General features: G+C 62.9%; 24 protein-coding genes and 1 other RNA gene. 11 read left to right on the plus strand and 14 right to left on the minus strand.

Going from position 1 to position 24,766, the window contains the following annotated elements:
* Positions 1-21: 21 nt before the first annotated feature.
* The 4 genes from GY791_12975 to hflK all read right to left on the minus strand — a co-directional run bounded on the left by GY791_12975 (position 22) and on the right by hflK (position 3,987).
* Positions 22-1,449: a DegQ family serine endoprotease gene (locus GY791_12975; protein MCP4329338.1), complete on the minus strand. Its 1,428-nt coding sequence runs from the start codon at positions 1,447-1,449 to the stop codon at positions 22-24.
* Positions 1,450-1,708: 259 nt separating this feature from the next.
* Positions 1,709-1,894, minus strand: a complete 186-nt coding sequence (locus GY791_12980) for a DUF2065 domain-containing protein (GenBank protein MCP4329339.1) — start codon at positions 1,892-1,894, stop codon at positions 1,709-1,711.
* Between the two features lie 60 nt (positions 1,895-1,954).
* Positions 1,955-2,887: a protease modulator HflC gene (locus GY791_12985; protein MCP4329340.1), complete on the minus strand. Its 933-nt coding sequence runs from the start codon at positions 2,885-2,887 to the stop codon at positions 1,955-1,957.
* Positions 2,884-3,987 (minus strand): FtsH protease activity modulator HflK, encoded by a 1,104-nt coding sequence (hflK, locus tag GY791_12990; GenBank protein MCP4329341.1) that lies wholly within the window; start codon positions 3,985-3,987, stop codon positions 2,884-2,886. Before hflK ends, GY791_12985 begins: the two co-directional genes overlap by 4 nt.
* Before the next feature lie 153 nt (positions 3,988-4,140).
* Here hflK and apbC point away from each other — a divergent pair, with 153 nt between their 5' ends.
* Together apbC and GY791_13000 are read left to right on the plus strand one after the other, a co-directional pair.
* Positions 4,141-5,271: an iron-sulfur cluster carrier protein ApbC gene (apbC, locus tag GY791_12995; protein ID MCP4329342.1), complete on the plus strand. Its 1,131-nt coding sequence runs from the start codon at positions 4,141-4,143 to the stop codon at positions 5,269-5,271.
* A 46-nt stretch (positions 5,272-5,317) separates the two neighbouring features.
* Positions 5,318-5,641: an antibiotic biosynthesis monooxygenase gene (locus GY791_13000; protein MCP4329343.1), complete on the plus strand. Its 324-nt coding sequence runs from the start codon at positions 5,318-5,320 to the stop codon at positions 5,639-5,641.
* Between the two features lie 60 nt (positions 5,642-5,701).
* On the opposite strand, the gene GY791_13005 is transcribed toward GY791_13000, so the two are convergent.
* Positions 5,702-6,115, minus strand: coding sequence for an SRPBCC family protein (locus tag GY791_13005; GenBank protein ID MCP4329344.1), 414 nt, complete (start codon positions 6,113-6,115; stop codon positions 5,702-5,704).
* A gap of 166 nt (positions 6,116-6,281) precedes the next feature.
* On the opposite strand from GY791_13005, the gene GY791_13010 reads away from it, so the two are divergent.
* Both GY791_13010 and GY791_13015 read left to right on the plus strand, forming a co-directional pair.
* Positions 6,282-6,566 carry a hypothetical protein gene (locus GY791_13010; protein ID MCP4329345.1) on the plus strand — a complete coding sequence of 95 codons (285 nt, stop codon included), beginning with the start codon at positions 6,282-6,284 and terminating at the stop codon, positions 6,564-6,566.
* A gap of 171 nt (positions 6,567-6,737) precedes the next feature.
* Positions 6,738-7,361, plus strand: coding sequence for a histidine phosphatase family protein (locus GY791_13015; protein ID MCP4329346.1), 624 nt, complete (start codon positions 6,738-6,740; stop codon positions 7,359-7,361).
* A gap of 30 nt (positions 7,362-7,391) precedes the next feature.
* Here GY791_13015 and GY791_13020 read toward each other — a convergent pair whose 3' ends face one another.
* From GY791_13020 to GY791_13040, 5 genes are all read right to left on the minus strand, one after another.
* Positions 7,392-9,836 carry an FAD-dependent oxidoreductase gene (locus tag GY791_13020; GenBank protein ID MCP4329347.1) on the minus strand — a complete coding sequence of 815 codons (2,445 nt, stop codon included), beginning with the start codon at positions 9,834-9,836 and terminating at the stop codon, positions 7,392-7,394.
* A gap of 7 nt (positions 9,837-9,843) precedes the next feature.
* Positions 9,844-10,722 carry a phosphotransferase gene (locus GY791_13025; protein ID MCP4329348.1) on the minus strand — a complete coding sequence of 293 codons (879 nt, stop codon included), beginning with the start codon at positions 10,720-10,722 and terminating at the stop codon, positions 9,844-9,846.
* 11 nt (positions 10,723-10,733) lie between these two features.
* A complete protein-coding gene (locus GY791_13030) occupies positions 10,734-12,737 on the minus strand; it encodes an ABC transporter permease subunit (protein MCP4329349.1) in 2,004 nt (667 codons plus the stop codon).
* On the minus strand, positions 12,734-13,813 hold the full coding sequence (locus GY791_13035) for a betaine/proline/choline family ABC transporter ATP-binding protein (GenBank protein ID MCP4329350.1): 1,080 nt from the start codon (positions 13,811-13,813) through the stop codon (positions 12,734-12,736). The genes GY791_13030 and GY791_13035 overlap by 4 nt, the downstream gene beginning before the upstream one ends.
* A gap of 143 nt (positions 13,814-13,956) precedes the next feature.
* The gene (locus tag GY791_13040; GenBank protein MCP4329351.1) at positions 13,957-14,913 is read right to left on the minus strand and encodes an ABC transporter substrate-binding protein; all 957 of its coding nucleotides are present in this window, start codon (positions 14,911-14,913) and stop codon (positions 13,957-13,959) included.
* A gap of 257 nt (positions 14,914-15,170) precedes the next feature.
* On the opposite strand from GY791_13040, the gene GY791_13045 reads away from it, so the two are divergent.
* Positions 15,171-15,929 (plus strand): DeoR/GlpR transcriptional regulator, encoded by a 759-nt coding sequence (locus GY791_13045; GenBank protein MCP4329352.1) that lies wholly within the window; start codon positions 15,171-15,173, stop codon positions 15,927-15,929.
* Positions 15,930-15,940: 11 nt separating this feature from the next.
* Here the strand turns inward: GY791_13045 and GY791_13050 are convergent, their stop codons facing one another.
* The 3 genes from GY791_13050 to GY791_13060 form a co-directional block, all read right to left on the minus strand.
* Positions 15,941-16,792, minus strand: a complete 852-nt coding sequence (locus GY791_13050) for a metal-dependent phosphohydrolase (GenBank protein ID MCP4329353.1) — start codon at positions 16,790-16,792, stop codon at positions 15,941-15,943.
* A 282-nt stretch (positions 16,793-17,074) separates the two neighbouring features.
* Positions 17,075-17,431 carry a hypothetical protein gene (locus GY791_13055; protein ID MCP4329354.1) on the minus strand — a complete coding sequence of 119 codons (357 nt, stop codon included), beginning with the start codon at positions 17,429-17,431 and terminating at the stop codon, positions 17,075-17,077.
* An 89-nt stretch (positions 17,432-17,520) separates the two neighbouring features.
* Positions 17,521-18,540, minus strand: a complete 1,020-nt coding sequence (locus GY791_13060; protein ID MCP4329355.1) for an FAD-dependent thymidylate synthase — start codon at positions 18,538-18,540, stop codon at positions 17,521-17,523.
* Positions 18,541-18,713: 173 nt separating this feature from the next.
* Between GY791_13060 and GY791_13065 the strand changes: the two genes are divergently transcribed.
* On the plus strand, positions 18,714-19,241 hold the full coding sequence (locus tag GY791_13065) for a hypothetical protein (protein ID MCP4329356.1): 528 nt from the start codon (positions 18,714-18,716) through the stop codon (positions 19,239-19,241).
* 42 nt (positions 19,242-19,283) lie between these two features.
* Here GY791_13065 and GY791_13070 read toward each other — a convergent pair whose 3' ends face one another.
* A complete protein-coding gene (locus GY791_13070; protein MCP4329357.1) occupies positions 19,284-20,870 on the minus strand; it encodes an acyl--CoA ligase in 1,587 nt (528 codons plus the stop codon).
* Between the two features lie 129 nt (positions 20,871-20,999).
* Here GY791_13070 and ssrA point away from each other — a divergent pair.
* From ssrA to GY791_13095, 5 genes are all read left to right on the plus strand, one after another.
* Positions 21,000-21,328: a transfer-messenger RNA gene (gene ssrA, locus GY791_13075) on the plus strand.
* Between the two features lie 23 nt (positions 21,329-21,351).
* Positions 21,352-21,837 carry a hypothetical protein gene (locus GY791_13080; protein ID MCP4329358.1) on the plus strand — a complete coding sequence of 162 codons (486 nt, stop codon included), beginning with the start codon at positions 21,352-21,354 and terminating at the stop codon, positions 21,835-21,837.
* A 133-nt stretch (positions 21,838-21,970) separates the two neighbouring features.
* Positions 21,971-23,590: a fumarate hydratase gene (locus GY791_13085; GenBank protein ID MCP4329359.1), complete on the plus strand. Its 1,620-nt coding sequence runs from the start codon at positions 21,971-21,973 to the stop codon at positions 23,588-23,590.
* 20 nt (positions 23,591-23,610) lie between these two features.
* On the plus strand, positions 23,611-24,123 hold the full coding sequence (locus tag GY791_13090) for a DUF1499 domain-containing protein (protein MCP4329360.1): 513 nt from the start codon (positions 23,611-23,613) through the stop codon (positions 24,121-24,123).
* On the plus strand, positions 24,120-24,740 hold the full coding sequence (locus GY791_13095) for an alpha/beta hydrolase (GenBank protein MCP4329361.1): 621 nt from the start codon (positions 24,120-24,122) through the stop codon (positions 24,738-24,740). The genes GY791_13090 and GY791_13095 overlap by 4 nt, the downstream gene beginning before the upstream one ends.
* Positions 24,741-24,766 lie beyond the last annotated feature (26 nt).

Here is a 24,766-nt window from a genome sequence, read left to right on the forward strand (position 1 = left end):
CCCTTTGACATCGACCGGCGGTCAGCCCTTGTCGTCGATGCGGATGGCGACAAACCGCAGATCGTCGCCGCGCTGCAGCAACAGCAGGACCGACTTGCGGCCGGCATCCTTGGCCTCGTCGACGCGTTCGGCAACCTCGGTCGGCGTGGTCACCGGCTCCTGGCCAACCTCGATGATGACGTCGCCCGGGCGCAGGCCTTTTTCGCCGGCCGGGCTTTCTTGATCGACGTCGGTCACGACGACGCCATCGAGGCCTTCGCCGAGGTCGAATTGCTTACGCACATCGTCGGTGATGCCGGTCAGCGAAAGCCCCAGATCGTCGAGTGCCTCCCCCGATTCCGGCTGCTCCGGCAGGCTGGCAACTTGCGGCTCGTTCTCGTCCAACTCGCCGACCCGGACCTTGACGATTTCTTCGCCGCCCTTCCGCCAGACCACGACGTCAACCGACTTCTCGATCGGCGTTTCGGCGACGATACGCGGCAGATTGCGCATTTCCTCGACGTCCTTGCCGTCGAAGGCAAGAATGACATCGCCCTGCTGCAGCCCGGCATCCTCGGCCGGGCCACCGCCCGTGACGCTTGCCACCAAGGCGCCGCGCGGATCGCCGAGACCCAGGCTTTCGGCGATTTCGTCGGTCACCGTCTGGATCCGCACGCCGAGCCAGCCACGGCGCGTATGGCCGTGCGTCTTGAGCTGTTCGATCACGTTGCGAGCGAGATTGGAGGGAATGGCAAACCCGATCCCGATGCTGCCACCAGACGGCGAGAAGATCGCGGTATTGATGCCGACAATCTCGCCGTCGACGTTGAACATTGGGCCGCCCGAATTGCCACGATTGATCGACGCATCGGTCTGGATGAAATCATCATAGGGGCCGGCGTTGATGTCGCGGGCGCGAGCGGAAACGATGCCGGCGGTCACGGTACCACCGAGACCGAACGGATTGCCGATCGCGACCACCCAGTCGCCGACCCGGGTCGCCGACGAATCGCCCCATTGCAATGACGGCAAGGTCCTGCCTTCGGTGTCGACCTTGAGCAGTGCCAGATCGGTCTTGGGATCGTGGCCAACGAGTTCGGCATCGAGCTCGGTCTCATCATGCAGGATCACCGTAATTTCATCGGCGTCCTCGATGACGTGATTGTTGGTGGCGATATAGCCATCCGCGCTGACGATGAAACCGGAGCCCAGGGATTGAGCATTCCGGCGTGGGCCCTCGGGCCCTTGACGCTCAAAGAATTCCTTGAAGAAATCCTCGAAGGGCGAGCCCGGAGGAAACTGCGGCAGCTCTGGTCCGCGCGCTTCGACCTTCTGGGTGGTCGAGATGTTGACAACGCCAGGCAGAAGGTCGTCGACCAGTTCCGCGAAGCTTTCGGGGGCGGGCTTGGCCTGGGCGGCGCCGGACGCGACGAGCGCGGCCACGACGACAACGACGCCAACCAATTTCATGTGCAGCGCCTGTTGCAACACCGTCGCCCGCGCCGCGAACGAGGTGGTCGATTGAACGGAATGCTTATCCACGCTTCCTCTCCATTTCATAATTCGATCTCGTTTCGTTGATCGATTGCATGCCCGTCGTCGGGATCGACTACGCCGCTGCGCAAAGTGCCGCACCGGAGCCATCCCGCCACGCGGGCCGACAGTCGCAGAGGATTTCAGTCGCTAATTATGTTTCAAATATGTCTATTTTGCGGGATTGTAGCGACGTTCACCCTCGTATCATCCAAACGATCGCGACGCCCACGAACGCCGCCAGGATACCGGCTGTTCTGAGAGTGGAACTCGGTTCATCCAGCACCCGAATCATCACCCGTTTCATGCCATCCGGAAACAAGGCATAAATCGCGCCCTCGATGGCGAGGATCAGGGCAATCGCAACGATAAAATCCGTCATCGCGGCGCACGCACGGCTGTGCCGTCGGGGCGGCGCCGCCGGCTCGCTCGCGCACGATCCCTATTCGGGCGTTGGCGCGCGATCGGAACTCTGCGCGCCATCGTTCGCGCGTGGACTCCGCGACAGGCCTGTCCCCGTCTGATCGCCGAAAAAGCGGAAGAAGTCACCATCGGGCGAACCGATATAGCTCGTGGTGTCGTCGGCCAAGCCTTTCGACATGGCCTGCATCGAGCGCCAGAAATCGAAGAATTTCTCGTCTTGGCCATAGGCATCGATGTAGATGCGTTCGGCCTCGGCGTCGCCTTCACCGCGCAGGATCTCGGCCTGCTTCTTGGCCTCGGCGATGATCACGCGCTCTTGCTTGTCGGCCTCGGCCGTGATCTGGCGGGCATCGCGGTTGCCCTCGGCTCGAATGCGCCGGGCCTCCTGTTCGCGCTGCGTCTGCATGCGGCGGAAGATGGCTTGGCTGTTGGCCTCGGGCAGGTCGACGCGCTTGATGCGTACGTCGATCACATTGATGCCCAGCGCCTGCGCCTGACGATTGACCGTATCGCCGATTTCATCCATCAAGGCGGCGCGCTCTTCGGTAAGGATGCGCAACATCCCGACACGGCCCAGCGTTTGTCTCAGCGCCGCCTCCATGAAGTTGCCAAGCCGGGCATGAGCATCCGATTCCGTCCGCACCGACTGGAAATATTTGAGCGGATTGACGATGCGGTATCGGGAAAAGGCATCGACGACCAACTGTTTCTGGTCACGAGTCGGCACTTCGACCGTGCGCGCATCGTAGTCCAGAACGCGTTTGTCAAAAAAGGTGACGCTGCGCCACGGCCATTTGAAGTGAAGGCCGGGTTCTTCGACGACGTCGATCGGCTCGCCGAATTGAATGATCAGCGCCTGCTCGCGCATATTGACGGTATAGAGCGACATGAACGTGGCGATACCGAGCACGACGATCACGATGCCTAGGGCCAGCTTGAGCCAAGGTTTCATTGGCTGCCTCCTTGCTGGTCTGATCGCGGGTCACGTTTGATCAGCTGATCGAGCGGCAGGTATGGCACCGGCGCGCCGCCGGATTTCGTGTCGATCAGTATCTTGTCCATGCCGCTCAACAGATTTTCCATCGTCTGCAGATAGACCCGCCGCGTGATGACGTCCGGGTTACGCTTGTATTGCTCGAAGACCGACAGGAAGCGAGCCGTGTCACCGGTCGATGCGGCGATCTTCTCTTCCTTGTAGGCCTCCGCCGAGCGCGTGACCTGTTCGGCCTCGCCTTCCGCCCTCTGGGTTACCTCGTTGAGGTAGGCCTGGGCTTCGTTGACCGAGCGTTCCTTGTCGGCGCGGGCCGCCTGGACGTCACGGAAGGCGTCGATGACCTGTCCCGGCGGGTCGACCTTTTGCAGCTCGATACTGGTGACGAGAATGCCGGCGTTGTAGTCGTCGAGGGTATCCTGGATCAATTTCTCCGCGTCATCCTGGATTTCGCCGCGGCCTTGGGTGCGCGCAAACTCGAAATCGGAACGGCCTACAACCTCGCGCATCGCGCTTTCCGAAACCGCCTTGACCGTCTCGACCGGGTTGCGGACGTTGAACAGGAACTCCTCGGCGTTGCTGATCTTCCACAGCACCACGAACTGAATGTCGATGATGTTCTCGTCGCCGGTCAGCATCAGGCTTTCCTCGGTGACGTCGCGGCGGGCGCCGGTCCGGCTTCCCGTACCGCTGGTGCGCAGGCCGACTTCAACCCGATTGATGCGCTCGACCTCGGGCGTATCGACGCTCCCGATCGGTCCGGGGAAGTTCCAGTGCAGCCCCGGGCCCGTCGTCGTCCACACCTTGCCGAAAATCAGCGCCACGCCTTGTTCGCCGGGCTCGACGCGGTAGGTGCCGAGGACCAGCCAAATGATCAGCACGACACCGATGATGGCGGCGATTCCCTTGCCGCCCAAGCCGCCGGGCAGCATGCTGCGAACCTTGTCTTGGCCCTTACGGAGAACGTCTTCGAGATTGGGCGGGGTCGGGCCTTGCGGGCCGCGCCCCCAGGGACCTCCGCCCCCGCCGCCGCTGCCGCCGCCCTGATTTGTCCAAGGCATTCAGTATTCCTTTGCCGTTGGCCGTGTGCTGCGCGCTTTTCAAACCACGCTGGCCGCCTTATATGTCACCCGTCGCTGCGGTGCAATCGATCCAATCGCGCCGCACGCACGGGTCGTAACCCCGATATTGGCCGAAAGGCGGAGTTTTCAAGGATGGCCGAGGTCAACCAGGCGCAGATTCTCGAAGCCCTCAAGGCGGTCGTCGACCCGGACAGCGGAGCCGACATCGTTTCAGGGGACATGGTCAAAGGCATCGTCATCAGAGACGGCAATGTCGGGTTCTCGATCGAGGTCGACCCCAAACGCGGTCCCCATTTGGAGCCCCTGCGCCAGCAGGCGGAAAAGGCGATCGAGGCGCTGCCCGGTGTCTTATCGGTGACCGCCATCCTGACCGCGCACCGAAGCAGCCCGGGCAATGGCGGCGATAGCGCGGCGACTCCGCCGCCACAAGCCGGGGCTCAGGCCCCCGGCAAGGCGCTGGTCCCGGGTGTCAAATCCATCGTCGCCGTGGCCTCCGGCAAAGGCGGTGTCGGCAAGTCGACGACGGCGGCCAATCTCGCCCTGGCCCTGGCCGCGACCGGGCTCAAGGTCGGGGTCCTCGACGCCGACATCTATGGGCCGTCGATGCCGCGCATGCTGGGCATTCACGGCAAACCCAATTCGGCCGATGGGCAGACCCTACAGCCGATGGAAAATCACGGCCTGAAATGCATGTCGATGGGCTTCTTGGTCGCCGAGGACACGCCGATGATCTGGCGCGGACCGATGGTGATGAGCGCCATCGAACAAATGCTGCGCGACGTCGATTGGGGCGAGCTCGATATTCTCGTCGTCGACATGCCGCCGGGGACCGGCGATGCGCAACTGACCATGGCCCAGCGCGTGCCGCTGGCCGGTGCGGTCATCGTGTCGACTCCGCAGGATATTGCCCTGCTCGACGCCCGCAAGGGCCTCAACATGTTCCGCAAGGTCGATGTTCCGGTGCTCGGCATCGTCGAGAACATGAGCTATTTCATATGTCCGCACTGCAATGAGCGAAGCGAAATCTTCGCCCATGGCGGCGCCCGACGCGAAGCCGAAAAACTCGGCATGGAATTCCTCGGCGAAATCCCGCTCGATATCGAGATCCGTGAGACCTCCGATTCCGGCCTGCCGATCGTGGTTTCCAACCCCGAAAGCGCCCACGCCCAAGCCTATCTGACGATCGCCGGGCGGATCGCCGATAAGGTGGCCCAGGAAGCCGGCGAGCCGTCCCGCGTCGCGCCGCGCATCGTGGTGAACTGAATTCCGACCGCCTCGAACGGCTTAGCGATTAACGCGCGATAGGGTCATGGCGGTCAAACGAATCTGGCACGGCTGGACGACCCTGGAAAATGCCGACCGCTACGAGGCCCTGCTGCATGACGAGGTGTTTCCCGGTATCGAGGCGAAACGCATTGCCGGCTATCGCGGTATCGAATTACTGCGCCAAGACCACCCGGACGAGGTCGAGTTCATCACCATCATGACCTTCGATTCGATCCAGAGCGTGATCGACTTTCAGGGTCAAGACTATCGTCGCTGTTATGTTCCGGCGGCGGCGCAAGAGGTGCTGAAGCGCTGGGACCGAACTTCCGAACACTACGAGGTCAAGGAAACACGTACCTACGACTAGGGTTCGGTCCGGCGGCTCCGTACAACCAAGTTCGATCGGACCGGCGGGCCAGCCGTCGGCTCAAGTCCCAAACATCTTGGTCAAATTTTCCAAGCCCGCCTGGTAAACGCCGTGGATGGCGTTGATCGCCGCACCCTCCTCGCCCGACGGGTCGAAGGCGCTCGACCACTCGACCGTGCAGCCGACCCCGTCCTGGGCGGGGATCACGCGGATCGTGCTGACATAATTCTCGACCGGCAGCGGCGAATCGACGATGGCATAGGTCATGGTATGCCCGCCGTCGTCGGAATCGTGCAACTCTTCGACCACCTTGCTGCCGTCAGGCAAAGTCAGTGTCCGCATCTTGCCGCCGTCGTCGAGCGTGCTTTCGACGATCATGGGATGCCAGGCGGGCAACCCGTTAAAATGTCCGATTACGTCCCAAACCTGATCGGCGGACGCATTGAGGTGTGTCTTGAGCGAAACTTCGGCCATGCCATTTTCCTCCCTAACCGGCGGTCTCGATAATAGACCGCTTGGGTCGTCGCTGTCATCGACCGAGGCCACCTGCCGCGGGCAGCGCCATTGACTTGGATCAAACTCAGTCGCGCGTCGCCGCGGTACCATTACCATCGAGCGATATCAAAGCCGAGGATGTCGAATGAATCCGTTGCGAGGATTATGCATTGTCACATTTTTCGTGACCGTGGCGAGCGCCGCCGCCGCACTGAGTTGGCAACAAGAATTGACTCTTCAGTTGGACGAGGAACAAGGCTGCACGCTCTCGTTCCTCAGCCAGGTCGTCGAGCGCGTTATCGACGGCCGGGAGACCGTCATCGCAAAGGCCCATTGCGAGGACAAGCGGGCCTTCGATGTCTATCGGGACAACCCTCGTAAGCCCTTCGAGATCAAACCCTGCGGCATCGTCGAAGAGATCGCTTGCTGAACCGGGGCCACCCCCAGAACCATTTCCAGGCATAGTCTTCGCCGCGCCTCTCGGCTAAAACGGCGGTCGCGACCGCGCCTAATGCCGGCGGTTCTTGGCTTGGCGATTCCGGTCGCTTGCTGGGTTACCCTCGACCGCGATGTCGCGGCGGACAATTCGGACCAATGCGTTATGACCAAGATCATTCTCACCCGACATGGCCATGTCGAAGGGATCGACCCGCCGGTCTTCCGGGGCCGCGCCGAACTCACCCTGACCGCGCGCGGCCGAGCCGACGCCGCCGCGGTGGCGGCACGCATCGCGACGACCTGGCAGCCACGCCGGGTTTACACCAGCCCGATGGGCCGCTGTGTTGCGACCGGCACTTCGATCGCCGACGCCTGCAAAGTCGAGAGCGAGGTTCTGCCCGGCCTCATCGACCTCGACTACGGCGACTGGCAGGGCCACAGCCATGACGAAATCCAGGCCGCGGCGCCCGAACTCTTCGCGGCATGGTTTGATACGCCGGACCAAGTGCGCTTTCCTAACGGAGATTCGCTTCACGACTTGGTCGCGCGTACCGCCGACGCGCTGCGTTTCGTTCTGGAACATGCGATCGAAGCGGAGGAACCCGTCGTGCTGGTTGGTCACGACAGCGTCAATCGGGCGCTGCTGATCCAGCTCCTCGATCAGCCGCTGTCGACCTATTGGCGGATCGCACAGGCGCCCTGCACGATCAATGAGATCGACATCGTCGACGGCCGCATCCGCGTTTTGCGCATCAATGACACCGCCCACTTGGAAGATTTTTCGTAGCGCGACGGCGCCGGGGCGCGTCCAGCCGCGTCACGCCTTGACCCGAGTCATCCCGGGATCATAAAGCGGCGCCAGGTGGAGCTTGCAGGAAACGCGTTCCGTCGCCACCTCGAGTTCGTAGTCACCCGATTCCAGGTAGTCCCGGTCGACACCATCGGCGTTGCGTACATAACCGTAGCCGATGTTGGTCCCGATTGTGTAACCCCAACCGCCGCTCGACAGCCATCCGGCGCGCGCGCCGTTGCGGTAAATCGTTTCGCGCCCCAACAGCACGATTGCCGGATCATCGACGGTAAACCCGGCCAGCCGCTTGACAATCGGCCCCTCGCGTTGCGCCGCCAACGCTTCGCGGCCGAAGAACGGGACATTGTCCTTCAGCTTGACCGCCCATTCCAACCCGGCTTCGAGCGGCGTGTAGTCGGGTCCGATGTCCGCCCCCCAGGCGCGATACCCTTTTTCGAGGCGCAGCGTCTCGATGGCGCGATAGCCCGCATTGACGAGGCCGAGCGGCCGCCCCGCCGCCATGATCGCATCATAGACGGCACCCGCATGCTCGATCGGAAAATGCAGCTCCCAACCGAGTTCACCGACATAGGTGACGCGGAGGGCGCGAACCGGCGCGCCGACGATCTCGATTTCACGGCATTGCGCAAAGGGGAACCCGCCATTCGACACGTCGGCGGCGGAGATCTGCGACAGGATGTCCCGCGCCCGTGGTCCCATCAGCGACAGCGTGCCATGGCTCTCGGTGACGTCCTCAACCGTGGCGACAAGACCGCTATCGATGTGACGGCGTATCCACGCCAGGTCATGGGTGCGAAACCCGGTTCCGGTCACGATATAGAACAGGTCCTCGGCGAACCGCGAGACAGTGAGGTCGCATTCGATCCCACCGCGGCTGTTTAACATTTGCGTATAGGTCAATGAACCCGGCGGCTTGGCGACATTGCCCGCGCATATCCAGTTGAGCGCCGTCTCCGCGTCCGGTCCGCTGACGACGAACTTGGCGAACGAGCTCTGATCGAAAAGACCGGCCGCCTCCCGCACGGCACGATGCTCGGCGCCGACATGCTCGAACCAGTTTTGGCGGCCGAACGAATAGCTGTCCGTGGGCTCGACACCTTCGGGCGCGAACCAGTTGGGACGCTCCCACGCCATCTTCTCGCCGAAACAGGCGCCCTGATCCTTGAGCCGCCGGTAGAGCGCCGAGGTGCGTACCGGACGGGCGCTCTCATGCTCCTCGAACGGCCACGCCATCGCGTAGTGCTTGCCGTAGAGCTCAAGCGTCCGCTCGCGGACCCAGTTCGGGTCGCCGTGGTGGGAACCGAAGCGCCGGATATCGACCGGCCACAGGTCGAATGGCGCTTCGCCGCCCGCGATCCACTCGGCCAGAGCGCGTCCGGCGCCGCCGCCGGAGGCGATGCCGAACGCATTGAACCCGCAGCCAACGAAAAAGTTGCTCACCTCGGCGGCCTCGCCGAGAATGAAATTGCCGTCGGGGGTAAACGCCTCGGGACCGTTGATGAGGTCCTTGACCCCCGCTGTCGCGAGCGCCGGCACCCGCGCCAGCGCCTGCTCCATCATCGGCTCGAAATGATCCCAGTCGGATTCCAACAGGCTGAAATGGAAGCCGGCCGGGATCCCGTCGATGGCCCACGGAATGGGGTTGGGCTCATAGCCCCCCATGACCAGCCCGCCGACCTCTTCCTTGAAATAGATCAATCTGTCGGGATCGCGCAAGGTCGGCAGATCGCGCGCCACGCCACCGATTGGTTCGGTGATCAGATATTGATGCTGGACCGAGGTGACCGGAACCGTGACCCCGGCCAATTCACCGATTTCGCGCGCCCATTGGCCGGCACAATTGACGACGATTTCGCAGGCGACGGCGCCGCGTTCGGTCTCGACGCCGGAGACACGCCCGTTTTGCACCGCGATCGCGGTAACCGGGCAGTCTTCTATGATGCGGACGCCGCCATCGCGCGCGCCCTTGGCCAGCGCCTGGGTAATGTCGGACGGGTTGGCCTGACCATCGGTCGGCAAGAAGGCGGCGCCGACAAGATCGGAGATATCCATGGGCGGCCACAAATTCTGCGCCTCGGACGGTGTCAACAATTCCATCTCCAGGCCGAAACTGTGGGCCGTAGTCGCCTGGCGCCGGATCTCGACCATGCGCTCGGCGTTGCAGGCGAGCCGAAGGCCGCCATTCATCTTCCAGCCGGTCGCCAACCCGGTCTTGTCTTCCAGGCTGTCGTAAAGTTCGACGCTGTATTTGAGCAATTGGGTGACGTTCGCACTGCTGCGCAACTGCCCGACCAGGCCCGCGGCGTGATGGGTCGAGCCGCTGGTCAGCTTGGCGCGCTCCAACAGCACGACATCGCGGTGCCCGAACTCGGCCAGGTGGTAGGCGACACTGCAGCCGATGATGCCGCCGCCGATGACGACGGTTTGAGCCTGGGTCGGGAAAGCCGCCATGGCGCGCTCAGAGTGCCCGGAAATCGGTGTAGGCGCGCTCGAACCGGGCCATGTTTTCGGCCGTATAGGCGACATAGTCGAATTCGAGCGTCGAATGAATCTCGGAAATCATGCTCCACATGCCCTCGCGCAGTAGGGAGGCGCATTTCATCGCCGAATAACGGTGCCACAGCCGGTCGTCGACAGCGCTCTCGAAATAGGTTTCAAGCAACCATCGCTCGCGGGCTTCGTTGAGTTCGTTGTTGGAGGCCAGATTCGCGAGGTCGAAGAGCGGTGAATTGAAGCCCGCATAATCCCAATCGACGAGCCACAGGCGATCGCCGCTATCGATGAAGTTGGCGGGCAGCAGGTCGTTGTGCCCGAAGACGATGCGGACCGGACCGACCGCGTCCTCCAATTCGTCGGCGATGCTTTCGAGGCGCGGCAAATCGCCGATCATCCGGCTATTACCCGCACGTAGGCTGCGGCGATAGTCGCGCAACACCTGGAAGACCCAAAAGGCGGGCGTTGCGCCGGCGAAATGGTTGGGGATCTCGGTGTGAACCCGCTTGACCAGGGGGACGATCCGTTCGAGCGCTCCGTCCCGGCGGACATCCTCGGCCGCATAGGTCTTGCCATCGATGAACCGCAATACCAGGACTCCGGGTTCGGCGTAAACGACCTCGGGCGAAACGCCGGCGGCGAAGGCCGCCCGGCTGGCGGCCAGTTCGTTAACCCTGAGGACACCATGGACGGGAATATCGTCACCGATCCGGACGACGAATTTCTCGCCGCGGTCAACGACGGTGAAGTTGGTGTTGGTAATGCCCCCGGTCAAAGGCTCCGGCTCGACCGTACCGCTCCAGATCGATAGCTTTGCGGCTCGCCCGCGCGCGTCGTCGTTCATCGCCGCCTCACCTACTCCATTCCCAATTCCGCCTTGCGGCGGTTGGCCCAGGCGCCGATCAATCGATCGGCGATAATGGCAATGAAGGCGACGCACAGGCCGGCGACGATACCGCGGCCGGTATCGGCCTTGGTCAACGCGATATAGACTTCTTGCCCGAGATCGCGGGTCCCGACCAACGCGGTGATCACCAACATGCTGAGGCCCATCATGATGGTCTGGTTGACGCCCAGCATGATCTCCGGCAGGGCCAGCGGCATTTGCACTTTCCACAGGATCTGTCGGCGCGTGCAACCGGAGGTCTTCGCGGCCTCGATGAGATGCGTGGGTACCTTGCGAATGCCGTGGTCGGTATAGCGGATCGCCGGTGCCAAGGCATAGGCGGTGACCGCCAGCATCGCCGAAAAATCGCCGACCCGGAACAGCATCACCGCGGGCATCAAATAGACGAACGAAGGCAGCGTTTGAAGGGTATCGACCATGACCTGGACGATACGGTGGAGCCGCTCGTTGCGCGCCGCCATGATGCCGATGGGAATTCCGATCAGGCTGGCGATCACGACGGCGATGCCGCACAGGTAGACGCTGATCATCGCCTTTTCCCACTGACCGACGACCGCGATGAAAAGCGCGAGCGCGCCGGTCAAAAGCGCCAGCCGCCAGCCGCCGAGCTGGAGTCCGGCGAGCGCCACCAAGCCGACAACCGCCACCCAGGGCAACGTCAGGAGAAAGCGCTTGAACGGGATCATCACGTTCAGCAACAGGAAGCTCTTCACCGCATCGAGTTGCTCGAAGAAGTTGACGTTGATCCATTTGACGACGTCGCCCCAAAACGTTCCCGTGGTGATTTGCCACGCCTCTGGATAGGTCGCCGTCGCCGCCGTGATCAGGCCCAGCAGCCAAGTCACGGCCATGACGGCCAACGCCGTTATGAGATACGGGTGTCGCCCCAAGAGGCCGGCACGTCGATCGTCGCGCTGCGGCTGGGGCCGGTTGGCAAACGCTTGGCTGAGGCGGTCGAGCGCGATGGCGAGCAAGGTAATCGCGACACCGGCCTCGATCCCCTCGCCGATCTTGAGCCGCTTGAGCGCCGTCAGGACGTCGAACCCGAGGCCGCCGGCGCCGATCATCGATGCGATGATGACCATGTTCAGGGACAGCATCACGACCTGGTTGACACCGATCATGAGCGATCTCTTGGCCGACGGGATTTGTACCTTCCATAGCAATTGCCGGCGTGTGCAACCGGCCATGCGACCGGCCTCGACGACCTCTGGGGCGACCTGGCGCAAACCCAGCATGGTGACCCGCACCATCGGCGGGGTGGCATAGATTATGGTCGCGATCATTGCCGCGACCGGGCCGAAGCCGAACAGAATCAGCACCGGCACCAGATAGGCGAAGACCGGGACCGTCTGCATCAGGTCGAGAACCGGGGTTATGGCCGCTTCGAAGCGGCGCGAGCGAAATCCCAAGATGCCCAGGCCGAGGCCGCCGGCGACACCGAACGGCACCGCGATGACGATCGAGCTGAGGGTGACCATGGCGCTGTCCCATTGCCCGAACACCGCGAGATAGAGGAAGCACAAGCCGACCATCAGCGACAGCTTCCAGTCGCGCGCGTAAAGCCCCATCAATGCGACGACGGCGATCAGCGCGAGCCAGGACAGACGCGGAAACACCTCCACCGCGTCGCTGCCGACGCCGATTCGGAACCCCTGCGCGAGCAAACTCTTGGCCACCCAATAGGGCTGCTCGATGACCCAGGCGATCGAGCGGGTGAATTCCTTGAACGTGAAGATGCCAAAGCTGGCATCGTTCAGCAGCCACTTCATGAAATCGCTGATCCAGAATCGAAGCGGCCATTCCACGGACTTCGGATAGTCGAAGGCCCACGGGATCAGATCGCGGACGAGGTAGAGGGCGACAGTAGCGGCGAGCGCGACCAGCCACGTCAACAGGCGCGGATCGAAGCGCCGCGTCCGCCCGCCGGCTGCCACCGCGGCGGCGGTCATGCCTCGCCGCCGCTGCCGACAAGCACCGCCAGGACTGCCTCTCCCGTGATCTGGCCGACCACCTTGTCGGCTCCGTCAATCACCGCGAACGGTCCGTCGGCATCGACGATGCGGGCGGCCAGGGTCTCGATCTTGGTGTCGGCCGCGACCCGGCCGGCGAATTGCGAGGCGGTGGCGGGCGCCATGATCGCGCGGGCGGACAGCACCTTGGCGCGCGGGATGCCGCGGGTGAATTCGGCAACGTAATCGGTCGCCGGATTGAGAACCAGCGCCTCCGGCGTCCCGATCTGGATGACCGCGCCCTCGTACATGATCGCGATACGGTCGGCCAAGCGGATGGCCTCGTCGAAATCATGGGTAATGAAGACGATGGTCTTGCGGAGGACGCTCTGGAGGCGCAGGAACTCATCCTGCATCTCACGGCGGATCAGCGGGTCGAGGGCCGAGAAGGGTTCATCGAGGAACCAGATATCGGGTTCGACCGCCAGGCTCCGCGCGATGCCGACTCGCTGCTGCTGGCCGCCCGATAGTTCGCGCGGATAGTAGGCCTCGCGTCCTTCGAGCCCGACCAGCTGAATGATCTCGCGCGCACGAAGCTCCCGGGTTCGGCGGTCGATGCCCTGAACCTCGAGGGGGAAGGCGACATTGCCCAAGACCGTCAGGTGCGGCAGCAGGGCAAAGTGCTGATAGACCATCCCCATCTTGTGGCGCCGAATTTCGATAAGCTCGCGCTCCGATGCCTTGAGCAGGTCCTGCCCCTCGAACAGGATTTCGCCGCTGGTCGGCTCGATGAGCCGGGTCATGCAGCGCACCACCGTCGATTTCCCCGAGCCCGACAATCCCATAATGATGAAGATCTCGCCCTCGCGGATTTCGAGGTTGGCGTCGCGCACGGCGCCGACCAGGCCCGCATCGCGCAATTCTTCGACGGTCGGCGGGCGTTCTCGCGCCGCTAGGTAGCCGCGCGCATTTTCGCCGAAAATTTTCCACAGCTCACGGATGGCGAGATGAACCGGACGGTCGGCCGCCTCTGGGGTGCAAGACGCACCGGAAGGGCGCTGGTCGGGGCCCGGCATGCCAACTCCCGATCTCGAGTCGAGGGAAATCGCGTGTGCCACGTAAGACTAAAGAACCGCTGAGGCCGTGTGAAGGTGGTGGTCGATGAACGATGGCGCCGGGCGTCAAACGCCCGGCGCCGCCATTACCGTTCGTTCGCTCGCTATTCGATCCACTTGCTCCAGCGCGGCTCGTTGTTGTCGATCCATTCGGCAACAACCTCGTCGACGGAGCGCCCGTCGAGATCGACCTCGCCGATCATCAGACCGATCTCTTCGTTGTTGACGGAGAAGTTTCTGACCGCTTTGTAGGCGCCCGGCCATTTCTTCTCGCCGTCTTTCCAGCCGACCTTCTTGATCCAGCCTCGCGGTTTGCCGCAATCATAGGCCATATCGGGGTTCATGCCCCAACTCGGGTCATCATAGCAGGCGTCGGCATAGGGCGGGAAATCGACCCATTCGCCCTCGTATTTGATCGGCGCCCAGTGCGGCGTATAGATCCACAGCAGGATCGGCGCCTTGCGTTGCATCGCCGACTCCAGTTCCGCGAACAGCGCGGCGTCGGTACCGGCGTGGACGACTTCGTAGTCGAGGGCCAACGCCTCGACGCGCTCGTCATCGAACCCGGCCCAGGTCACTGGACCGCCAAGGTAGCGTCCCTTGGGTGCGGTCTCCGGCGTTGAAAAGGCTTCGGCGCAGTCATTGAGCGCCTTCCAATCGGGCAGGCCGGGGCACTTCTCCTTCATGTAGAGCGGGTACCACCATTCCTCGATCGCCAGCATGCCCGTCTCGCCGAGATCGACCGTCTTGCCCGTCGCCAGGCTTTCTTCCATCGCCTGCTTGCCGGTCGTCTCCCACATTTCCATCGCAATATCGAGATCGCCGGATTCGAGGCCGGCGAACTGGGCGATGTAGTCCGCCTGGACATATTCGACGTTGTACCCGGCACGTTGCAGCACCTCGCCCATGATATGGGTGGTGATGTACTGGCCGGTCCAATCGTGAATCGTAAGCTTGATCGGATCCTTGGATTCCACGTCGGCGACCGCGGTCGACATGACCGCAGCAGACAAAGCCGCACTCGCGGCGAGCGTCGCAACGGCGCGCACAACTTTTCTCATGAATACCTCCCTGAACAAAATCCGGCGGTCGCTGGTCGAACCGCTTTGGTGGATGCGTGATAAAATCATGATCCCAAACCGGAGCGGCGCCGTCAACGAATTACACAATCACTTCCACAAAGATACCACAATTCTTGACCGTTTTTGTGGTATCGGGGGATTGATGTGATCGATCATGTGTCATATCCTTCCATTTGCGGCGTCCGAGGCGTGGCCAATCCGGCCCGGTTACGAGAAGCGCCGATTACGGACACCGGATGCATCCCACCGAACGCCAATCACAGATCCTGAATTCGGTCATGGCCCGCGGGCAATGCGGCATCGGCGACCTCGCCGCGCAAATGACGGTGTCGCAGGAAACCATTCGCCGCGATGTCCGGGCCCTGGCGTCGCAGGGATTCGTGGTCAAAGTCCACGGCGCGATCATGGTGCCGGAGCGGCTGCGCGAGCCGCCGTTCGAGCGCCGCATGCGCGCCAACATGGAGGCCAAGATGCGGATCGCCGCGCGTTGCGCCCAACTCATCGGCGACGGCGAATCGCTGATGATGGATACCGGCAGCACAACCTGCTACGTGGCAAAGGCCCTGCACGAGCATTCGAACCTGACCGTGGTGACCAATTCCGTCGAGATCGCCTGTGCCTTGGCCAAGAGGAACGGCAACCGAGTCTACATGGCCGGCGGCGAACTGCGCGGCGATGATGGGGCGGCCCTGGGAGCGGCGGCGGTCGAATTCATCCGGCAGTTTCAGGTCCGCTACGCCATCCTTTCGATCGGCGCCATCGACAAGGACAATGGGCTGATGGATGCCCACCTTGCCGAGGCCGAATACTCCCGCACGGTCATCGGTCAGGCGGAGTCGGCCATCGTCGTTTCCGACCACTCCAAGTTCGGCGCTACCGGCTTCGTCAAGGTCTGCGCCTTCGACGCCGTCGACACTCTGATCACCGACCAGGATCCGTCGCCGGCCTTCGTTCGCCGATTGGCCGAATCCGGCGTCACCCTGGATATTGCCTGAGATAGGCCGGACTACGCCCCGGCGAACGGCCCGATAAAGAGATTTCGCCGCCCGACCTGAAAGACGTTGTTGTAGAGGTTGGCGACCCACTGTTTGCCCTCGGTGGTCATCTCGAGATAGCGAATCGCGGGCTGGATATACGGCTCGACGTTACCCCAGAAGAATTCCGGGTACCTCTCGACCAGGTCCGCCGGGCTGTCGTAGCCGAGCACCTCGGTCATGCCGGTCTCGGCGAACTCGTAGTACAGCGCATTGATCTTGCGGTGATAGAAGGGATCGGCCATCTGCCCGATCAAGTCGGCGGCGCGCACCAGCGCCGCCTCCGATTCGGTGTTCGCGTAATCACCGCCCTCGGGTACCGGGAAGCGGGTCAATTCGATCGAGTTGATGATCCGCTCCTCGTCGATATAGGAGGACGGGCCGAACCTTTCGCGGGCATAGATCTTGCCGCGCTCGATGTGGTAGGGCGCCAAGAAGGCGTCGGAGGCGCCCCGCGGCGGCGTTGTCGTATTGCCGTCCTCGTCGATGACGACTTTGCCGACGCCATCGCCATTGCAGGCGCCGCGGGTATAGCCGATATCGTGGACCAGCAGGGCGCAGGTGTAATGAAGCCAGTCTTCCGGGGTCAGCGCCTGCGCCAACAGCCGGCCGCGGATGATCTGCTGACCGACCATCGTCACCATCATGGTGTGCTCGACATTGTGGTAGAGGGCATCGGAATTGCCGATCCGTTCCAACACCAGCCGCGCCGCCCCGCTCATATAGGAGGCGTATTCCGGACGCCGGCTGGCAAAATACTGGAGGTAGAGGTCGCCCAGATAGTCGCCCAATTGGGCCGATATGATCGATGTCGGATTCAGCACGCCGGACCCCCGCCTTCGACTCGGTGCCGGTTCAAGGTGACAGCATATCGCGCATGATGTCCACCCGTATCGACATTGCACGTTCGTCGCCGAGACCATGTGAATCCGCCACCGCGAAGCCGCGTATACCCAGTTCGGAGCCCACTCGACCGCTCTAGCGGAGAACGATTCCGATCAAGGGCGCGGCGACCAAAAGCGCGCTCATCGACGATCTGAGAATGGCCGGACTGCCGTGAAAACTACCTAGCCATGTCTCGGGCATACTTTATTGGCGCACCGCGGCTAAAGTATCTTCCACTCTCCGTCTTCGGTCTTGCACCAGACGACGGTATATTGCCGGGGACTGGATTCGCCGTTCATGTTCAAGACGTACGAGATCTGCTGACAGGGATAGCCCTGGCGGACGAATTTCTGCATCAAGGTCACGACCCCGGAATTGCCGCTGTCGGGATTGCTCCACGACTCCGATGCGCCGGCGGCGCTGCGCTCGAAATCGTCGGTCTTTTCGCGGATCAGGGCGATGTCCTGTTTCGTAAGCGGCGGCAAGAAGCCGTAGTATTTCTGCTGGGCATCGCTGGGTCCGGGCGCTGCCAGGAAGAAGGCAAATGCGGCGGCGACGCCGATGGCATGTTTCCACATGGCCGTTAACCTCGTAAGTTGCGGATAAGGGGATGGCGATATTATCCGACCCGTGACCAGAAACAAGCCCGGCCATTCGAAGCGGTCGCTTAGGCGTCGCGACCCAGGGTTTCCATCAGCTCGCGCCATTCACGGGCGCTGAGCCCGGTCGATCCGCGATCGACCTGTTCGCCGGCGAGCAGCCGCTTGACCACTTCGAGACCCGCCGCCGACAAGTGAGCGCCGCCCATGCGGTAATCGAGAAAGGCCTGGCCGGTCAGCGGCACCCAGCGTTTCATGGTCTCCAGCATGGCTTCGGCATAGGCGCGGATTTCGTACTGGGCATGGGGATCGGCGCGCAGCGACAAGAAGTGCATGAGGTTGTGGAGATCGACCTTCCAGTACCACTGGGTATAGAAGTTGAGCGACAGGTTCATCCGCGCCAGCTCACGGGCCAAGCCCTGTCGGTCGGAGTCGATGACGGTGCCGTCCTCGCGCTCGTTCAGCAATTCCTCGTAATGGTCGTAGGCGCGGGCGGCGTCGGCCTTGAGGATATCGAGCGCGGCCGCCGCCTCCTCGCCTTCGAGTACGTCGCCGCGGCCCTGACGGTTGGCGGTCGATTGCGCCGCCAGGTCCTCGGGCGCCGGCACATAGAACTCGTTGTCGAGGATCGAATAGCGGGCGGAGTACTCGTTGACGTTGGCGGTGCGGTGGCGGATCCATTGGCGGGCGACGAAGATCGGCAGCTTGACGTGGTACTTGATCTCGCACATCTCGAACGGCGTCGTGTGGCGGTGGCGCAGCAGATAGCGGATCAAACCCTCGTCCTCGCGCACCTTGCGCGTGCCCTTGCCGTAGGACACTCGGGCCGCTTGCACCACCGCGCCGTCGTCGCCCATATAGTCGATGACCCGCACGAAGCCGCGATCGAGGACCGGGATCGGCTGGTAGAGAATGTCCTCGAGATCGGTGACGGTGACCCGCCGCGTCGTCGTGGTGGCGGCGCGCGCCTCGTCGATTTCGGCCAATTGGTCGCGGGTCAGCAGCCGGACCCGTTCGGCCGATTGGCGTTCATCGGTCGAAGCGGCGGTTTCGATGTCGTCGTCTTCGGTCGCGGAATTGGGATCCATGGGCTCCATGCGGCTACCATACGCCAAGCGACGGAAGTCGGCCACAGTTGAGCGCTGTGAGTCACGGGGATAGCGGGGAAAAGGCTGGCGTTTCGGCCGTCGCCAGGGGAGCGCTTTCTGTTATGGTTGCCACAACGACCGTTGCGATGCCGTAAACTCAGGGATACTCGATCATGCGAAAATATTCTCCTCTATTCCCCGTCTTCGCCGCCGTGGTGCTCCTCGGCGTCTCGAATGGTGCGCGCGCCGAGGATCCGGAATTGCCGGTCCATCACTGCGCCGCCGCGGTCGGCACCTATCTGGCGACGCATTACCGGACCGACGGCGACGAGCAGGAAGTGGCGAGCCGCGCGCTTCTCGCGCTGACCAACGGGGGCCACGTCATCCGCATCGATTCCGGTGAGGCGGGAGAACCCGGCTATTCGCCGTTCAGCGACAATCTGGGCCGGTGGCGGTGCCTATCGAAGGAAGGGGAAACGCCGAAACTATCGGGCACGTTCCTCAACTTTACCTTCCCCGTTGGCCGGCCCCAGCAGATCGCCCGTCTCGATTTCACCGCGACCTACGATGCCGAGATCATGGTTCTGGAAGGGCGGGTCGGCCTCTCCTTCGTCGGCCTGGAAGAGGACCCTTACGATCCGGCGATCGAACGGGAAGAAACCGTGTTCGGCCTCACCGCCAAGAAGATCGTCGCTCCCTAGCGGTCGGCGACCGGCCGCCGCGACAACGAGCGGCCTGGAACGCTATGCGCCCAGGTGACCGCTGTGCTCGGACGGTGAGCCGACCTCGTGCTTCTCGGCGGCGAGCCGCTTGAGCGCCAGGCGGTCGGTCTTGCCGGTCGGATTGAGCGGTATTTCGTCGAGGAACTCGATCTCCTCGGGCGCCTTGTAGCCGACCCGGTCGCGGGCAAAGCGGATCAATTCGTTGACCGGTGGCGGGGTGGCCCCGTCCTCGAGCGCCACATAGGCGCGCACGTTCTCGCCATGGAGCAGGTCGTAGACTCCGATCGCGCCGACAGCCGCCACGGCGGGATGCTCGAGCAAGGCCTCCTCGACCTCCTGGGGGCAAATATTCGAGCCGTCGTGAACGATGATCTGCTTCTTGCGGCCGCAGAACCAAAGGAAGCCGTCCTCGTCCGACTTCATCACGTCGCCGGTATCGAGCCAACCCTCGCGGTAGACCTCTTGCGTGGCCTGCGGGTTGTCCCAATAGCCCACCGTGCTGGTCGGCGTCTTGGCCCACAAACGCCCCTCGACGCCGTGCGCGACTTCCCGGTCCTGTTCGTCGCGAATGGAAAAATGAAACCCATGGACGGGACGACCGACCGAACCCAATCTATAGTCGTCGGACGGCGGGCTAAGCGTGGCCAAGCCGATTTCCGTCATGCCATAGCCTTCATCGATGGGGAAACCCGTCAGCTCGGTAAATTCTTTCTCGAGCTCCGCCGGCACCTTGTCACCGCCCGAGCGCACCAGGCGGAGCGAGGCGAAGTCCTCACGGGTCGCCCGGTGCTCGCCGACAAAGCGCAACAGCGCCGCCGGCAGCATGCACAGCACGGTTGGTCGCTCCGACCGCAACAAAGGGATGATTTCGTCGCCGTCGAAAGTACGGACCACGATGACGCGGGCACCGACCGACAAGGCCGCGAATGAAAACAGGAAGCCGCCGAGGTGGGATATCGACGAACCCGGCATCATGACGTCGCCGGCCGTGAGTTCGAAACCATGGGCGCAGGCGGCGAACATCCATCCAAGCGTGTTGTGGGAATGGGTGACGCCCTTGGGTTTGCCGGTGCTGCCCGAGGTGAAAAAGATGACCGCAGGATCCTCCGCAAGCGGTGCCGCAAACGTGGTGTCGGAGGCTTCGCGCGCGACCAATTCCTCGAAGGCCGGGCGGCGCCCGTCATCGGCGCCATAGGAGATCAAGCCGTGCGACAATTGGCCGGCCAACCGGCTGTCGGCGATGTCCGGGTCGCGCTCGGCATGGGCGAACAGGACGGCCGCGCCGCTGACCTCGAGCGCGTGATCGATCTCCGGCGCGGTGTAGCGGTAATTGAGCGGGGTCGCGACGAGGCCGGCGCGGAGACAGGCGAGGTAATGGATCAACAAGGCGTCCCGGTTGGGCATCAGCGAGGCGACCCGCGTCCCGGGGGTCAGGCCGAGGTCGCGCAGACCGGCGGCGACATTGGCCACCGCGTGGTCGAGTTCGCGCCAAGTCCAACGCCGTTCCGCTGAAACCAGCGCGGTCTCGTCGGGCTTGGCCTGCACTTCGGGACGCAGCAGACCGGCGATCTCGAAGGGTGCTTTCAGGGGATGTCCGGTGAGAGGCATGGTTTACGCCCAATCGGAATGATCAAATCATGGCCGACAGGTCCTAATCGATCCCCGCCCCGAGCGAAAGGGTTTTCGGCGCGTCGTGGATTTCATCGGGGCGCATGGTGACCAAAGCGTGATTTCTTGGCCCTTTCGCGGAATGCGGAGAGCGCCTATATATAGGGCGTCGGGCAACCGACTATGGCGATAAACGATGTTCGCAATAAGCAATGCGGACCCGGGGGCGGTACCCGGCGCCTCCACCATCTACCGGTTTTCGTCGCGGCCTCGGCGCGGCGTCACGTTATGGGGGCGAAATAGGATCGACGCGTGTGTAAAGGTATATCTTTCGCTCGGCATGGTACCACCGTTATCGGGCCAAAACCAAAGATGCCAATGACAACGATTTGGCTCTCGCTGCTTAATAGCTAAGCAAGCGCGGTTCGGGGGGCACCGGGCAACAGAAGCCCCCCACTGTTTGGTGAATGCGAACGGGGTCATGACGCAGGCTGACTACAACTATAACCTTCTCGTTCACGACGCACTGACCGGCGTCGTGCGCGGCGTTTTGACCGACGCGGCGAAGAACGGGTTGCCCGGACAGCACCATTTCTACATTACCTTCTCGACCGGCCACCCCGGCATCGAAATGCCCGACTATCTTCGCGTTCAATACCCGGAAGAGATGCCGCTGATATTGCAGCACCAGTTCTGGGGTTTGGACGTATTCGACGATTCGTTCGAGGTGACACTCAGCTTCAAGGGCGTTCACGAACGCCTCCATGTCCCGTTCGAGGCGATCACGACCTTCGCCGACCCCTCCGTCAATTTCGTTCTTCGCCTCGGCCTCGTCGATTCCGACGAGATCGGTGACGGCGAAGAAACCGCGCCCGAAGGGGCGACGCTGCACCAGGACGACCTGCCCGTGATCGATGCGGACGACGGCGACAATGTCGTTTCCATCGATTCCTTCCGCAAAAGCTGAGCCACTCACCGGCCCTCTTCGGCTCGGGGCTCCCGGCATTGCATTGCCGCCGTTTTCATTTCAAGGTGTGAGGGACGTTCGGACTCTCTTCCGCCGCCGGATTTCAATGTGAGTCTCAACTGCCGACAATTTCATGCCCGATAGCCCCAGCTTTTCCTATCACGAGATGTTTCCGCTCGGTGCGGACGATACCGCGTATCGCACGCTGACCGCCGATTTCGTCTCGGAGGCCGTTTTCGAGGGCGAACCGGTGCTGAAAATCGATGCGGAGGCGCTAACGCTGCTGACCCGCGAGGCCTTTCGCGATTGCTCGCATCTGTTGCGCAGCGGCCATTTGAGACAGTTGCGCGCCATCCTCGACGATCCCGAGGCATCGGACAACGACCGCTTCGTCGCCCTCGACCTTCTGAAGAATGCCAACATCGCGGCCGGCGGCGTCTTGCCGATGTGCCAGGATACCGGCACCGCCATCGTGATGGGCAAGAAGGGGCGCAACGTCTGGGTCACGGGCAGCGACGAGGAGGCGATCGCACGCGGCATCTTTCGCACCTATACCGAATCGCACCTCCGCTACAGCCAGGTGTCGCCGCTGTCCATGTTCGAGGAGAAGAACACCGGATCCAACCTGCCGGCTCAGATCGAGATCTATGCCACCGTGGGCGATGCCTACAAATTCCTCTTTATGGCCAAGGGCGGCGGTTCCGCCAACAAGACGTTCCTCTACCAGCAGACCCCGGCGGTCTTGAACGAAGACTCGCTGATCTCGTTCCTCGACGAGAAGATTCGCACCCTTGGGACATCCGCCTGCCCGCCTTACCACCTCGCGATCGCCATCGGCGGCACGTCGGCCGAGCTCAATCTCAAGACCGTCAAGCTGGCCAGTACGCGCTATCTCGATACGCTGCCGATCGCCGGCGGCGCCGAAGGTCAAGCCTTCCGTGATTTGGCGATGGAGGAAAAGGTTCTCGACCTGACCCGGGCCATGGGTATCGGCGCCCAGTTCGGCGGCAAGTATTTCTGCCACGATGTCCGGGTTGTCCGCCTGCCCCGTCACGGTGCTTCGGTGCCGATCGGGCTTGGCGTCTCGTGCTCCGCCGACCGCCAGATACTCGGCAAGATTACCCGTGACGGCGTGTTCCTCGAGCAGCTCGAGGCCAATCCGGCACAATACCTGCCTGAAATCACCGGCGACATCCTCGGCAGCGACGTTGTTCGCCTCGACCTGACCCGACCGATGGCGGACATCCTCGGCGCGCTGACCAAGCACCCGGTCAAGACCCGCCTATCACTGACCGGTCCGATGATCGTCGCCCGCGACCTCGCCCACGCCAAGTTGAAGGCGCGGCTCGACGCCGGCGAAGACCTGCCCGCCTACATCAAAGCCCATCCGGTCTATTACGCCGGCCCGGCCAAGACACCCGAAGGCTACGCCTCGGGTTCGTTTGGCCCGACCACCGCGGGACGCATGGATTCCTATGTCGATCAGTTCCAGGCCGCCGGCGGCTCGTTGGTCATGCTGGCCAAGGGCAACCGCTCGCGCCAGGTCACCGAGGCCTGCAAATCCCACGGCGGCTTCTATCTCGGTTCGATCGGCGGCCCGGCGGCGCGACTGGCCCAGGATTGCATCAAGAATGTCGAGTGCATCGAGTATCCGGAACTCGGCATGGAAGCGATCTGGCGTATCGACGTCGAGGATTTCCCCGCTTTCATCGTGACCGACGACAAGGGCAACGATTTCTTCGACGCAATCTAGAGCGGGCGCGGAGGCAGGACATGCGCCGGATATTGGGGGCAGTTGGACGAATCCTGATCGGCATATTCGTCGTCTACATCCTCGCCGCCGCGATCTTCGGGCGGACCGAATTGCTGGCCTTGTTTTTTGGCCCGGTGGACCAGAAGAGCATCGATTTCACGACCCTCGAATTGCCGGCAACGCCGAATACCTTCCTCGCCTGTCCGCCCGAGGTCTGCGCGGCGGCCGCCGATATCGAAAGCCCGATCTTCGCCATCCCGGTCGATGAATTGCGGGTCAAATTCCTCGAAATGGTGGCGGCGCTCCCCGCCATCACCCTGCTCGCCAGCGACCCGGTTGACGACCAGTACGACATCCGCGAAACCTCGGTGATATTCGCCTTCCCCGACACCATGACCGTGCGCCTGTTCGAAAATCGCGACGGCACGTCGACGGTCGCGATCTATAGCCGTTCGCACTACGGAAACGACGATTTCGGTGTCAACGAACGGCGCGTGCGCTCATGGCTGCACAAGCTGGCCGCGGAACCATGACCGAATTCGTCTTCGACGGTCCGGCCGGTGCCGGTTGGACGATCGCACTGGCTCATGGGGCCGGCGCGCCGATGGATTCGCCGTTCATGGAGCACGTCGCGAACCGTCTCGCCGAGGCCGGACTACGGGTCGCACGGTTCGAATTTCCCTATATGGCCGGGCGGCGACGGGACGGTCTCCGGCGCGGTCCCGATCGCGCGCCTGTCCTGATCGAGACCTGGCATTCCGTGATCGGCGCCTTGGGTCCGCAGCGGCTGGTCATCGGCGGCAAGTCGATGGGCGGGCGCATCGCCAGCATGGTCGCCGACTCGGCCGGCGTTTCGGGGTTGGTTTGCCTCGGCTATCCCTTCCACCCGCCTGGAAAGCCCGAACGGACACGGACCGATCACCTGGCGGCCCTGCGGACGCCGGCCCTGATCTGCCAGGGTGAACGCGATCCATTCGGCACCCCGGACGAGGTGGCCGGTTATCGGCTGGCCACCTCGATTCGCGTCTTCTGGTTGGCCGACGGCGACCACAGTTTCAAGCCGCGTAAGAAATCCGGCCGCACCGAGGGCCAAAACTGGGATGACGCGGCGGCGGCGATCCGCGGCTTCGTCGCCGGCCTCGGCGCATGATCCGGTTGGCCTGAGGCAGCGCCGCC

The sequence above is a fragment of the Alphaproteobacteria bacterium genome, assembly GCA_024244705.1.
GTDB lineage: Bacteria > Pseudomonadota > Alphaproteobacteria > JAAEOK01 > JAAEOK01 > JAAEOK01.